The sequence below is a fragment of the Xanthomonas cucurbitae genome, assembly GCF_002939885.1.
In the GTDB taxonomy this organism is placed as follows: domain Bacteria; phylum Pseudomonadota; class Gammaproteobacteria; order Xanthomonadales; family Xanthomonadaceae; genus Xanthomonas; species Xanthomonas cucurbitae.
The window spans coordinates 53,346-66,148 of the sequence record NZ_MDED01000020.1 but is presented as its reverse complement, the minus strand read 5'-3'; the positions used below and the strand labels follow the sequence as shown (position 1 = coordinate 66,148).

The window sequence follows — 12,803 nt, the reverse complement described above, 5'->3', positions numbered from 1 at the left end:
GGCGCTGCGGTGCGCTGCTAGACTTGCGCGATGACCCCGATTGCACAGCGCGACGGCCAGGCGATCCAACTGGTCGGCTTCGACGGCGACGATACTCTCTGGAAGAGCGAGGATTACTATCGCAGTGCCGAGGCGGATTTCGAAGCCATCCTGGCACGCTACCTCGACCTCGGCGACAGCCGCATGCAGCAGCATCTGCTGGCGGTGGAGCGGCGCAACCTCAAGGTGTTCGGCTACGGCGCCAAGGGCATGACGCTGTCGATGATCGAGACGGCGATCGAGTTGACCGACGCTCGCATCGAGGCGCGCGATATCCAGCGCATCGTCGAGATCGGCCGCGCCACCCTGCAACATCCGGTGGAGGTGATTGCCGGTGTACGCGAGGCAGTCAGCGCCATTGCCGCCGACTACGCGGTGGTCCTGATTACCAAGGGCGATCTGTTCCACCAGGAGCAGAAGATCGAACAGTCCGGGTTGACCGACCTGTTTCCACGCGTGGAAGTGGTGTCCGAGAAAGACCCCAGGACCTACGCACGCGTGCTGGGCGAATTCGACCTGCCGGCGCAGCACTTCGTGATGATCGGCAATTCGCTGCGCTCGGACGTGGAGCCGGTGCTGGCGATCGGCGGCTGGGGCATCTACACCCCGTATGCGGTGACCTGGGCACACGAGCAGGAGCATGGCGTGGCGGCCGACGAGCCGCGCATGCGCGAAGTGCCCGATGCCGCCGGCTGGCCGGCGGCGGTGTGCGCGCTCGATGCCCAGGCCCGGCAGCAGGCGCCGAGGTGAGCCAGGTGGCGGCCATCGCGCACGTCATCGCGCCGCCGTCGGCCAGCCAGCCGCTTCCGGCCTGACGGAGCAGGGCCTGCCAGAGCACGGCCTGACAGCGGCACGGGCATGCGGCATCATCGGCGCATGCCCGTGCCACGTTCCTCACTGCTGCGATCGCTGCCACTGCTGGCGGCGTTGTGGTTGCCCACGCTGGCGGCCGCGCAGACCGGCGCCGTGCCGGCCGGTGCAGTGGAGGTTGCCGCCCCAGCCCGACAACCGGCGTCGGCGGCGACGCCTGGCACCGGCGATGCGTGGGTGGACCAGCATCTGGCCGACATGGGCAGCTACGCGCAGCGCTATCCGGACAGCTTCATCGACGAGGTGGCGCGCTATACCGGCACGCCGCGCGCCTACGTACAGGCGTTGCTGCAGGTACACGGCTGGCACGCCGGCGATCTGTATTTCGCCTGCTTCTGGGCGCAGACGGTGCAGCTGTCCTGTCGCGACAGCGTGCGCGCCTACAGCCGCGATCACCATGACGGCTGGGAGGGCGTCATCACCCGCCTGTCGGTGGAGCCGGATAATGCGCACCTGCGCGCGCTGCGGCACGCCATTGTTGCCAGCTACGACCGCTGGGAACGCCCGATCACCCTGGACGCGCTGTTGCGTCGCCAGCTCGGTGACTACGCACAGCGGCTGGAGGCCGCACGCGAGGCCAGCGAGGCGGCCGAGGCGGCGGTGCAGGCAGGGCTGTAGCGCCGCAGGCTGTGCAGCGTGCGCGCACCGGCTGTCTGCGCGCCAACACGCAGTGGCGATGCTGCCGTGCAGCTGGTCGCCGCAGGGCGTGGTCGGCGAGAATGCGGGCAACGTCGGCATCCGCCGGCTCCTGCCAAGACCCGTCCATGCGCGATACCGTGTTTGTCTCTCCCGATCACATCCGCAGCCTGTTCGCGCAGGCCATGTCAGACATGTACCGCGCCGAGGTGCCCCTGTACGGCAACCTGATGGCGCTGGTGGCGCAGGTCAACGCGCAGACGCTGCAGGCCGATGCGGCCCTTGCACTGCGCTTGCAGCGCAACGACGAGCGCGCACGGCTGGATCTGGAGCGGCATGGTGCGATCCGCGTGGGCACTGCGGAAGAACTGGCCACCTTGCGCCGGTTGTTCGCGGTGATGGGGATGCACCCGGTGGGCTATTACGACCTGTCGGTGGCTGGCGTGCCGGTGCACTCCACCGCGTTCCGGCCGATCGACGAGGCCGCGCTGTCGGCCAATCCGTTCCGCGTGTTCACCTCGCTGCTGCGGCTGGAGCTGATCGAAGATGCCAGCCTGCGCGCGCAGGCCACGCAGATCCTCCAGCAGCGGCAGATCTTCACCGCCGGCGCGCTGCAGTTGATCGCGCAGTGCGAACATGCAGGCGGGCTGGATGCGGCCCAGGCGCAGCAGTTCGTGGCCGAAGCGCTGGAAACCTTCCGCTGGCATGGCGATGCGACGGTGTCGCTGCCGACCTACCGCGCGTTGAGCGATGCGCACAAATTGATCGCCGATGTGGTCAGTTTCCACGGCCCGCACATCAACCACCTGACCCCGCGCACGCTGGACATCGATGCGGCGCAGGCGCAGATGCAGCAGGCCGGTATCGATGCCAAGGCGGTGATCGAAGGGCCGCCGCGGCGGCGGGTGCCGATCCTGCTGCGCCAGACCAGTTTCAAGGCGCTGGAAGAACCGGTGCGCTTTGTCGGCGATGGCGGGCAGCCGGAGCATGGCACGCATACCGCACGCTTTGGCGAGATCGAACAGCGCGGGCTTGCGCTCACGCCCAAGGGCCGCGCGCTGTACGACGCGTTGCTGGCACAGGCACGCGATGCCGATGGCGCCGGCAGCACCGGCACCGATTACGCCACGCGCCTGCAGACCGCCTTCGTGGCCTTCCCCGACGACGAGGCGTTGCTGCGGCAGGAGGGCCTGGGCTATTTCCGCTATGCGCTCACCGAGGCCGGCCGCGCCGACCCGGCGCAGGTGGCGGCCATGCCGGCGGAGACCGCCATCGCGCTCGGCCTGGTCAGCGCCGACCCGATCGTCTATGAAGACTTCCTGCCGGTCAGTGCCGCCGGCATCTTCCAGTCCAACCTGGGCGGCGCCGAGCAGCGCGCCTATGCCGCACACTCGAGCCAGCGCAGCTTCGAGCAGGCGCTGGGCGCGCAGGTGCACGACGAATTCGCGCTGTATGCGCGGCTGGAACGCGACTCCTTGCAGGGGTTGCTGGCGTAGCCGGCGCGGCGCACGGCGGCCGTGGAAGACGTCTCGACGCTGGTGTCCTGTGCAGCGGCGTAAGACGGTGACAAGGCGCCGCGGTCACCGCCGTTGATCACTGCATCTGCGCCGCCGGACGACGCGCTGCCGCGCGCTCGGCCCGCTGCGCGCGCTTGCGGGCGCGACGTGCCTTCCAGCGTTCGCTCAGGCACGAGAAAATCACATACAGCGCCGGGGTGCTGAGCAGGGTCAGGCTCTGCGAGAACACCAGCCCGCCGATCATGGCGATGCCCAGCGGGCGACGCAGTTCCGAGCCTTCGCCCAGGCCGACCGCCAACGGCACCGCTGCCAGGATCGCCACCATGGTGGTCATCATGATCGGGCGGAAGCGCACGATCGAGGCCTCGCGTGCGGCCGCGCGCGCATCCATGCCATGCACGCGCTGCGCCACCAGCGCGAAGTCGATCATCATGATGGCGTTCTTCTTGACGATGCCGATCAGCAGCACCAGCGCAATCATCGAGATCACCGACAGCTCGGTCTTGGTGAGGAACAACGCCAGCAGCGCGCCGACACCGGCGGCCGGCAGCGTGGACAGGATGGTCACCGGGTGGATCAGGCTCTCGTAGAGCATACCCAGGACGATATAGACGGTGAGCACCGCCGCCAGCAGCAGGATGCCCATCGAGTTGGGGCTGAGCTGCACGTTGAAGCTGTCGTCGCCGCTGAGGCGGATGCCGTCGGGCATGCGCAAACCGTCCACGGTGGACTTGATGATGAGGTCCGCTTCGCCCGTGCTCACCCCGGGAGCCAGGTTGTAGCTCAGGTCCATCGTGGTGTACTGGTTTTCGTGGATGATCTGCGGCGGCGCCAGGCCGGGGGCCTGGGTGGCCACCGCGGTGATCGGCACCATCTGGCCGGCCCGGTTGGGCACGAAGATCTGGTCCAGTGCCTTGGGAGTGGCGGTCTGCGACGGCAACGCATTGACCACCACGCTGTACTGGATGAGATCGGAATAGATGGTGGAGATGGAGCGCTGGCCGAATGCGCCGTACAGGGCGCCATCGATCGCGCCGACCGTAATGCCCAGCCGCGCTGCCTTGGCACGGTCGATCACGATGTTCTGGCGCAGGCCAGCGCTATCGACGTCGGTACCCACATCGCGCAGGCGCGGATTCTTCTTCAGCGCGGCCTGCAGCTTGGGCAACCATTCCTGCAACTGCGCCAGGTCGTTGCCCTGCAGTGACACGCGGTATTGCGCGCCCTGGCTGGTGCCGCCGCCGCCGTCGCTGGGCAGGTCCTGGATGGCGCGCAGGCGCAGGTCCAGGTCCGGGTAGCGGTCGGCCTTGGCGCTCAGCCGCGCGACCACCTGTGCGGTGGTGTCGCGGCGGCCTTCGCTCCGTTTCTTCAGCTCGATATTGAACGAGGCGCTGGAGCCCTGGCGGCCGGAGCCAAGCCGGGCACCGACGGTCTTCACCGCCGGGTCGGCCATCAGCATGTCGGCGATGCGGCGCTGGCGGCTGACCATGTCGGCAAACGACACCGTGGCGCTGGAATTGGCACGGCCCCAGATCAGCCCGGTGTCCTGCGCCGGGAACGAGCCCTTCTTGACCGCACCGCCCAGGAACACGGTGGCGGCGATCAGCAGCAGCGGCGTCAGCGACAGCAGCAGCGCGTGGCGCAGCGAGAAGTCCAGCGCCACCGTGTACACGCGCAGCATGCGCTCGTGCATGCGGTCCAGCCAGGCGCCGACGCGGCCAGGTTGTTCCGGCTCGGTATGGGCGGATAGAAAGCGGCTGCACAGCGCCGGGGTCAAGGTCAGCGACACCAGCATGGACACCACGATCGCCGCCACCAGGGTGACGGTGAATTCGCGGAAGAACGCGCCGATCATGCCGCTGGCAAACAGCATCGGAATGAACACCGCCACCAGCGAGGCGGTGATCGAGACGATGGTGAAGCCGATCTCGCGTGCACCGGTCAGCGCGGCCTCCAGGCGCGGCATGCCTTCGTCCAGGTGGCGCATGATGTTTTCGATCACCACGATCGCATCGTCCACCACGAACCCGATCGCAATGACCAACGCCAGCAGGCTGAGATTGTTCAAGGTGAAGCCCAGCACGTACATCACCAGCGCCGAGCCGGCCAGCGACAGCGGCACGGTGACGGCGGCGATCAGCGTGGGCGCCAGCCGGCGCAGGAACAGCGCCATGGTCAGCACCACCATCGCCAGCGAGATCATCAACGTGGCCTGCACCTCGTGCAGCGAGGCGCGGATGGTGGGCGTGCGGTCGAAGTAGGGCGTGAGTGTGGTGCCGGGTTGCAGGTAGGCGCGCAGCTCGGGAATCTGCGCCTTCACCTGGTCCACGGTTTCCACGATGTTGGCGCCGGCGCGGGTGAAGGCATACATCACCACCGCCGGTTTGCCGTCGAACCAGGCCGCCTGGTAGGCGTCCTGTTGGCCGTCGTAGACGGTGGCTACATCGCCCAGCCGCACGATGCGCCCGTTGGATTGGGTGGAGATCGCCAGCTGCGCGAAATCGGCGGCCTTGGCCACCGAATCGTTGGCGATGATGGCCATGGTGCTGTTGCCATCGGACAGGAAACCGGTTGGCGAAGTGACATTGGCCGCGCGCACCGCGTTGCGCAGATCGTCCGGGGTCAGACCCAGCGCATTGAGCGCGCGCAGGTCCACGTCCACGCGCACCGCCGGGGTGGAGGCGCCGGCGATGTCCACCGAGCTGATGCCGGTGATCTGGCGCAGCCGCTGTGCCAGCAGCGAGTCGGCCACGTTGTACAGCTCATCGGCCGATTGCGTGTCCGAGGTCAGTGCGATGGCGATGACCGGGTCGTCGTTCGGATTGGCCTTCTGGTACATCGGCGTGCCAAGCCCGGACGGCAGGTCCGATTGTGCCGCGTTGATCGCGGTCTGCACGTCCTGCGCGGCCGAATCGATGTTGCGGCTGCTCTGGAACACCATGAACACCAGGCTGCTGCTCTCCGAACTGGAAGAGTGCATGCGGTCGATACCGGGCAACTGGCCCAGGTGCCGCTCCAGCGGCGCGGTGACGGTGGACGCCATGGTGCTGGCATCGGCACCGGACTGCGTGGCATGCACGAAGATCACCGGAATCTCGATGTTCGGCAACGCCGCCACGCCCAGGCGCAGGTAGCACATCACTCCGATCACGAACAAACCGATCGCCAGCAGCGAGGTGCCGATCGGGCGCTTGATGAAGGGCGCGGAGATGTTCATGGCTGTGGCGCCGGGAATCGGGAATCGGGAGTGGGGAATCGGTAGAGGCCAAAGCCAAATCCACGGCAGCTGCCACGCGTGCGTGCGGGAAATCGATGCTGCGGGCAGGCGGACCGGTCAGCGATGAAGCTACCGGTCCTCATGCCGGGCGCCCCGAGGTCGGTGCCGGATTCGTGCCGTCACGGCGTGCCGCACGCCGCGCGCGCCAGGCGCGCAGGCGCTCGCCGGCGCGTTCCATGTACAGGTAGATCACCGGGGTGGTGTACAGCGTGACCAGCTGCGACAGCAGCAGGCCACCCACGATCGCGATGCCCAGCGGGCGGCGCAGTTCCGAGCCGATGCCGGTGCCCAGCGCCAGCGGCAACGCGCCCAGCATGGCGGCGGCGGTGGTCATCATGATCGGGCGGAAGCGCAGCAGGCAGGCGCGCCGGATCGCGTCGTGCGCGTTGGCGCCGTCGCGTCGTGCCTCGATCGCGAAGTCGATCATCATGATGGCGTTCTTCTTGACGATGCCGATCAGCAGCACGATGCCGACGATGCCGTCCACCGACAGGCTCAGCCCGCACATCATCAGCGCCAGCAATGCGCCGACGCCGGCCGGTGGCAGCGTGGAGATGATGGTCAGCGGATGGATGTAGCTCTCGTACAGCACCCCCAGCACGATGTAGATCACCACGATCGAGGCCAGCAGCAGCCACACGATGTCGGTCTGGCTGCCGGTGAATTCGGCCGCCTTGCCGACGAACTGCGCATGCACCTGGGTGGGAATTTTGAGCGCGTCGCGCGCCTGTTCGATCGCCGCCACCGCCTGCGACAACGAGTGCCCCGGCGCCAGGTTGAACGAGATGGTCACTGCCGGCAGCTGCTGCTGGTGGCTCACCACCAGCGGCGTGTTGGTGACCTTGGCCTGTGCCAGCGAGGCCAGCGGAATACTGCTGCCGGCACCGACCACGATGCCGGTGTTCTGCGCGCCCACGCCGGTGGCGGTGGACGAATTGGACGAGGTGACCTGGCCGAAGCTGGTGGCATTGGTGCCGGTCAGCGCGCCACTGCCGTTGCTGGCCACCGCCAGCTGGTTCATCAGCGCGGTGCTGCTGCGGAATTCCGGCGCCACTTCCAGCACCACCCGGTATTGATTGAGCTCGGTGAAGATGGTGGAGATCTGGCGCTGGCCGAAGGCGTCGTACAGCGTGTCGTCGATGGTCTGCATCGGCACGCCGAGCATGCTGGCCTTGTCGCGGTCGATGGTCAGCTCCAGCGCACGGCCCTGGTTGGCCAGGTTGTTGTCCACGTCGGCCAGCTCGGGCAGCTTGCGCATCGCCTCGGTCATGCGCCCGGCCCAGGTGGCCAGCTCGGTGCTGTCCACGTCCGATAGCGAATACTGGTATTCGGTAGCCGCCACGCGGGTGTCCAGGGTGACGTCCTGCACCGGCTTGAGGAACAGCGCCACGCCCGGGATGCCGGCCACGGCCTGTTGCAGGCGCGGCAGCACCTCGTCCAGGCCGTCGCGGTCGCCGCGCGTCTTCAGCACGATGGAGAGCTGGCCCTGGTTGAGCGTGGGGTTCATGGTGCCGGCGCCGATGAAGGCCGCCACGCCGGTCACCGCCGGGTCTTTCTGCAGCGCCGCCGCCACCGCCTGGGTGCGCGCCTCCATCTGCGGGAACGCCACGTTCTGGTCGGCCTGCACCACCCCGGTGATGAGGCCGGTGTCCTGCTCGGGCAGCAGGCCCTTGGGAATGGCCACGTACAGCACCACCGTCAGCGCCACCGCGCCGATCGCCACCGCCAGGGTCAGTGGCTGGTGGGCCAGCACCCAGTCCAGGCTGCGCTCGTAGCTGCCCACGGTGCGCGTCCACAGGTTGGTCTTGCCGGCGGCCGCGGCGCGTTCGTGCGCGTCCTCGCCTTCGGGTAGCGCATCGGGCTTGAGCAGGTAGGCGCACATCATCGGTGTCAGCGTCAGCGACACCAGCATCGAGATCACCACCGCGATCGACAGCACCCAGGCAAACTCATGAAACAACCGTCCGGTGACGCCAGGCATCAGCAGCAGCGGCAGGAACACCGCCACCAGCGACACGGTCAGCGATAGCACGGTGAAACCGATCTGCCTGGCGCCGATCTCCGCCGCTTCCGGCCCGCTCTTGCCCTGTTCGATGTAGCGCACGATGTTTTCGATCATCACGATCGCATCGTCGACCACGAACCCGGTCGCCACCACCAGCGCCATCAGCGACAGGTTGTCCAGCGACATGCCGGCAAAGGCCATCACCGCAAAGGTGCCGGCCAGCGACAACGGCACTGCCACCGAGGGAATGATGGTGGCCCACAGCCGGCGCAGGAACACGAAGATCACCGCCACCACCAGCGCGATGGTCAGCACCAGGGTGAACTTCACTTCATGCACCGAGGCGCGGATGGTTTCGGTGCGGTCGGAAAATACCTCCAGGTGCACGTCGGCCGGCAGCACCGCCTGCAGCTGCGGCAGGATGCTGCGGATCTGCTCCACCGTCTGCACGATGTTGGCGCCGGGTTGGCGGCGGATTTCCAGCAGCACGGCCGGCTTGCCATCGGCCCACGCAGCGAGCTGATCGTTCTCCACGCCATCGACCACCTTGGCCACGTCGGCCAGCCGCACCGGGCGGCCGTTGGCGAAGCTGATGATGGTGTCGCGGTACTGCGCCGCATTGGTCAGCTGGTCGTTGGTGCCGATGCTGTAGGACTGGGTCTTGCCGTTAAGTGAGCCCTTGGGCGCGCTGACATTGGTCTGGGTCAACGCGCTGCGCAGCGACTCCATGGTCAGGCCCATGTTCGACAGCTGCGCCGGGTTGACCTGGATGCGCACCGCGGGGCGCACGTTGCCGGCGATCGACACCAGGCCCACGCCCGGCACCTGCGACAGGCGCTGGGCCAGGATCGCATCGGCGTAGCGGTTGACCTCGCGCAGCGGCAGCGAATCGGAGGTGAGCTTGAGGGTGAGGATCGCCGCATCGGCCGGATTGACCCGGTTGTAGACCGGCTGGTACGGCAACGACGAGGGTAGGGTGGCCTGGCGGATCGCCGCCTGTACGTTCTGCGAGGCGATGTCGATATCGCGGTCCATCGAGAACTGCAGGATGATCGTGGACAGGCCCGCCGACGAATCGGAGGTCATCATCTGCAGCCCGGAGATCTGCCCGAACTGGCGCTCCAGCGGCGTGGTCACCAGCGAGGCCATGGTGGTCGCATTGGCGCCGGGATATTGAGTGGTCACTACCAGGCTGGGCGCATCGATTTCCGGCAGCGCCGATACCGGCAGTTGCCGGTAGCCCAGGATGCCCAGCAGCAGGACGCCCGCCATCAACAGTGAGGTGGCGATGGGGCGGCGGATGAAGATGGTCGAAAAGCCCACGGGGGGAGTCCTTGCTGAAGACGTCAATCGGTGCCGGCGCGCAGGGCGCCGACGCGCACTGGCAACGGGGCGTCCCGTCGCCAGTGGTCAGGCATTAGCGCGGGCCGCCGCCACGACGGCCACCGCCGCCGCCCTTCTGCTTGTCCTGCGCGGCCTTGAGTTCGGCCTCGGTCGGCTCCGGCGGCGTTTCGCCCGGCTTGAGCGCGCTGACCTTGCTGCCCGGCTTGAGCCGGAACTGGCCTTCGGTGACCACGCGCTCGCCCGGCTTGAGGCCTTTGGTGACCTGCACATGGCTGTCGTCCAGTTCCACACCCTGCACCACGGTGCGCATCTGCGCGGTGCTGTCGCTGCCCACCACGTAGACGTAATCGCCGTCCGGACCGCGCTGCACGGCCTGGGTCGGCACCACGGTACCGTTGGAGATGGTGCGCAGCTGCAGCCGCACGTTGACGAACTGGCCCGGCCACAAGGCGTTGTCGGTGTTGTCGAAGATCGCACGCGCGCCGAAGGTGCCGCTGTCGGCGGCGATGCGGTTGTCGATCACCTCCAGCTTGCCGCCGCCGCTGATGACATGTGCATCGCCGCGGTCCAGCGCCGCCACGCCCAACGGCGCCGCCGCCTGGCCGCTGCGCACCGCCTGCAGCTCGCGTTCGGGCAGGTTGAAGGACACGTAGATCGGGCGGACCTGGGTCAGCGTCACGATGGTGGAGGTGGTAGTGACGATATTGCCCACGTCCACGCCGCGGATGCCGGCGATGCCGTCGATCGGCGCGGTGACGCGGGTGAACTGCAACTGCACCTGCGCCGAGCGCATCTGCGCATCGTTGGCGGCCACCGCGGCCTCGTACTGCGCCACCTGGTTGCGCTGGGTGTCCAGATCGGTGCGCGAAACGTATTGCTTGTAGGCCGGGTCGTTGGAGCGCTGGTAGTTCACCCGCGCCGTCGCCAGCAGCGCCTGGTTCTGGCGCTTGGCCGCCAGCGCCTGGTCGTAGCTGGCCTGCAGCGTGCGCGGGTCGATCTGCGCCAGCACCTGGCCCTTCTTCACTTCCTGGCCTTCCTTGAAGTTCAGGCTCATCAGTTGGCCACCGACCTGCGGGCTGACCGTGACCGTATTGAGCGCGGTCACCGTGCCCAGCGCGCTGGCGTAGACAGGCACATCCTGGCTGGTCGTGGCCACCACCGTCACCGGAACCGGGCCGGCGTCTTCGTTGCCATTGCCGTCTGCTGCACCTGCCGGCTTGCCCCGGCTATTTCCGCCCACCATCCGCACGGCGACGAACACAACCACGAGCACTGCGAGCACCAACAGTGCGATCTTCCAAAAACGCGACATGCGACAACTCCTGATGGCGGGCCGGGCGCTGGGAGCGACCGTGGGGCGGCGTTGCGAAGCATATCGTTGCGCCCGGGAGATTGAGCGTTACTGAAGTAACGGCTTGCCTTGCGAGACCGCCACAACGTTCACTTCTGCGACGGGGCGGGAACGCGCGGCGGTGGCAACGGTTGACCAGCGTGCTGAATCCGGACCCACTACCCGCCCACAGAGGGGGGGCGCAGCAGCGGCCACGCGCCCGCCGACTGCCGCCAATTGAACCGGCTCGGCAGTCGGGTCCCGGTCAGCGCCGACTTCGCGTAGGTGCCCGGCAACTGCCGGCCCCGACACGCCGGCGCGCCATCGCCGCCCCGGTCGCGCCCAAGTGGGCCAGCCTGGGTCTGGTTACCCGGGACGTGGCCTGCGTCGCATGGCGAGACCTGGTTGCCCAGGTACACTACAGTGCAAGGAGTTCATTTAAGGATCGTCGATGCGCCACTCCTGCCTGTTGTCCGGCGTGCTGTTGCTCGCCCTGCCCCTGCTTGCCCCTGCGCAGACCGCGCCACGCCCGGAGGTGGCCACCGTCGCCGCCACGCTGCAGCCCAAGGTGGTGCAGTGGCGGCGCGACTTCCACCAGCATCCGGAACTGTCCAACCGCGAAGAGCGCACCGCCGCCACCGTGGCCGCGCAGTTGCGCAAGCTGGGCCTCAAGCCGCGCACCGGCATCGCGCACCATGGCGTGGTGGCGATCATCAAGGGGGGCAAGCCTGGCCCGAAGATCGCCCTGCGCGCGGACATGGACGCACTGCCGGTGACCGAACAGACCGGCCTGCCGTTCGCCTCCAAGGCCACCGCCGAGTACCGCGGCGAGCAGGTCGGGGTGATGCATGCCTGCGGCCACGACGCCCACACTGCCATCCTGCTCGGCGTGGCCGAAGCGCTGGTGGGCATGCGCGACCAGTTGCCCGGCGAAGTGATGCTGATCTTTCAACCCTCCGAAGAGGGCGCACCGGGCAACGAGGAGGGCGGTGCCTCGCTGATGTTGAAGGAAGGCCTGTTCGCCGACTTCAAGCCGCAGGCGGTGTTCGGCCTGCATGTGTTCTCCAGCGTGCAGGCTGGCAAGATCGCGGTGCGCAGCGGCCCGCTGATGGCCGCGTCGGATCGCTTTGCGATCAAGATGATTGGCCGCCAGACCCATGGCTCGGCCCCGTGGAACGGCATCGACCCGATCGTGGCCAGCGCCGACATGATCTCCACCGCGCAGACGGTGATTAGCCGCCGCGCCAACCTGTCCAAGCAGCCGGCGGTGCTCAGCTTCGGTGCGATCAAGGGCGGCATCCGCTACAACATCATTCCCGACGATGTGGACATGGTCGGCACCATCCGCACCTTCGATGAGGGCATGCGCCAGCAGATCTTCGCTGACTTGAAGAACGTGGCCGAGCACACCGCCGCCGCGCACGGCGCCAAGGTGCAGGCACAGGTACCGGACCAGCCCGGCAACCCGGCCACCGTGAACGACCCCGCATTGACCGCCCGGATGCTGCCCAGCCTGCAGGCGGTGGTGGGCGCGGACAATGTCTACGAGCCGCCGTTGCAGATGGGCGCGGAAGACTTCTCGTTCTACGCCCAGCAGGTGCCGTCGATGTTCTTCTTCGTCGGCTCCACTGCCAAGGGCATCGACCCGGCCACCGCGCCCAGCAATCACTCGCCGCAGTTCCTGCTGGACGAGTCCTCGCTGGATGTGGGTTTGCGCGCGTTGTTGCAGGTGTCGCTGGATTATCTGCAGCAGGGTTAATCGGGAATCGGGAATCGTCTGCGGCT

Annotated in this window: 7 protein-coding genes; 4 read left to right on the top strand and 3 right to left on the bottom strand. The window is 67.7% G+C overall.

The genetic code is table 11. From position 1 onward, the window contains the following. The first annotated feature begins 30 nt into the window (after positions 1–30). The 3 genes from XcuCFBP2542_RS11990 to hglS all read left to right on the top strand — a co-directional run bounded on the left by XcuCFBP2542_RS11990 (position 31) and on the right by hglS (position 3,041). A complete protein-coding gene (locus tag XcuCFBP2542_RS11990; RefSeq protein WP_104603791.1) occupies positions 31–789 on the top strand; it encodes an HAD family hydrolase in 759 nt (252 codons plus the stop codon). Positions 790–897: 108 nt separating this feature from the next. Next, positions 898–1,527, top strand: coding sequence for a hypothetical protein (locus tag XcuCFBP2542_RS11985; protein WP_104603790.1), 630 nt, complete (start codon positions 898–900; stop codon positions 1,525–1,527). Between the two features lie 146 nt (positions 1,528–1,673). Continuing rightward, the gene (hglS, locus tag XcuCFBP2542_RS11980) at positions 1,674–3,041 is read left to right on the top strand and encodes a 2-oxoadipate dioxygenase/decarboxylase HglS (RefSeq protein ID WP_104603789.1); all 1,368 of its coding nucleotides are present in this window, start codon (positions 1,674–1,676) and stop codon (positions 3,039–3,041) included. 97 nt (positions 3,042–3,138) lie between these two features. Here hglS and XcuCFBP2542_RS11975 read toward each other — a convergent pair whose 3' ends face one another. The 3 genes from XcuCFBP2542_RS11975 to XcuCFBP2542_RS11965 form a co-directional block, all read right to left on the bottom strand. After that, positions 3,139–6,279 carry an efflux RND transporter permease subunit gene (locus XcuCFBP2542_RS11975; RefSeq protein ID WP_104603788.1) on the bottom strand — a complete coding sequence of 1,047 codons (3,141 nt, stop codon included), beginning with the start codon at positions 6,277–6,279 and terminating at the stop codon, positions 3,139–3,141. Between the two features lie 139 nt (positions 6,280–6,418). Beyond that, positions 6,419–9,667, bottom strand: a complete 3,249-nt coding sequence (locus tag XcuCFBP2542_RS11970; protein WP_104603787.1) for an efflux RND transporter permease subunit — start codon at positions 9,665–9,667, stop codon at positions 6,419–6,421. Positions 9,668–9,761: 94 nt separating this feature from the next. Further along, a complete protein-coding gene (locus XcuCFBP2542_RS11965; RefSeq protein ID WP_104603786.1) occupies positions 9,762–11,000 on the bottom strand; it encodes an efflux RND transporter periplasmic adaptor subunit in 1,239 nt (412 codons plus the stop codon). A gap of 469 nt (positions 11,001–11,469) precedes the next feature. Here XcuCFBP2542_RS11965 and XcuCFBP2542_RS11960 point away from each other — a divergent pair, with 469 nt between their 5' ends. Next, complete coding sequence (locus tag XcuCFBP2542_RS11960; RefSeq protein WP_104603785.1) at positions 11,470–12,777, top strand: M20 family metallopeptidase; 1,308 nt, start codon at positions 11,470–11,472, stop codon at positions 12,775–12,777. Positions 12,778–12,803 lie beyond the last annotated feature (26 nt).

Excerpts from the sequence above, each read along its gene's own strand:
- XcuCFBP2542_RS11990 (WP_104603791.1), top strand. The coding sequence starts at position 31 with ATGACCCCGATTGCACAGCGCGACGGCCAGGCGATCCAACTGGTCGGC.
- XcuCFBP2542_RS11985 (WP_104603790.1), top strand. The coding sequence starts at position 898 with ATGCGGCATCATCGGCGCATGCCCGTGCCACGTTCCTCACTGCTGCGA.
- hglS (WP_104603789.1), top strand. The coding sequence starts at position 1,674 with ATGCGCGATACCGTGTTTGTCTCTCCCGATCACATCCGCAGCCTGTTC.
- XcuCFBP2542_RS11975 (WP_104603788.1), bottom strand. The coding sequence starts at position 6,279 with ATGAACATCTCCGCGCCCTTCATCAAGCGCCCGATCGGCACCTCGCTG.
- XcuCFBP2542_RS11965 (WP_104603786.1), bottom strand. The coding sequence starts at position 11,000 with ATGTCGCGTTTTTGGAAGATCGCACTGTTGGTGCTCGCAGTGCTCGTG.
- XcuCFBP2542_RS11960 (WP_104603785.1), top strand. The coding sequence starts at position 11,470 with ATGCGCCACTCCTGCCTGTTGTCCGGCGTGCTGTTGCTCGCCCTGCCC.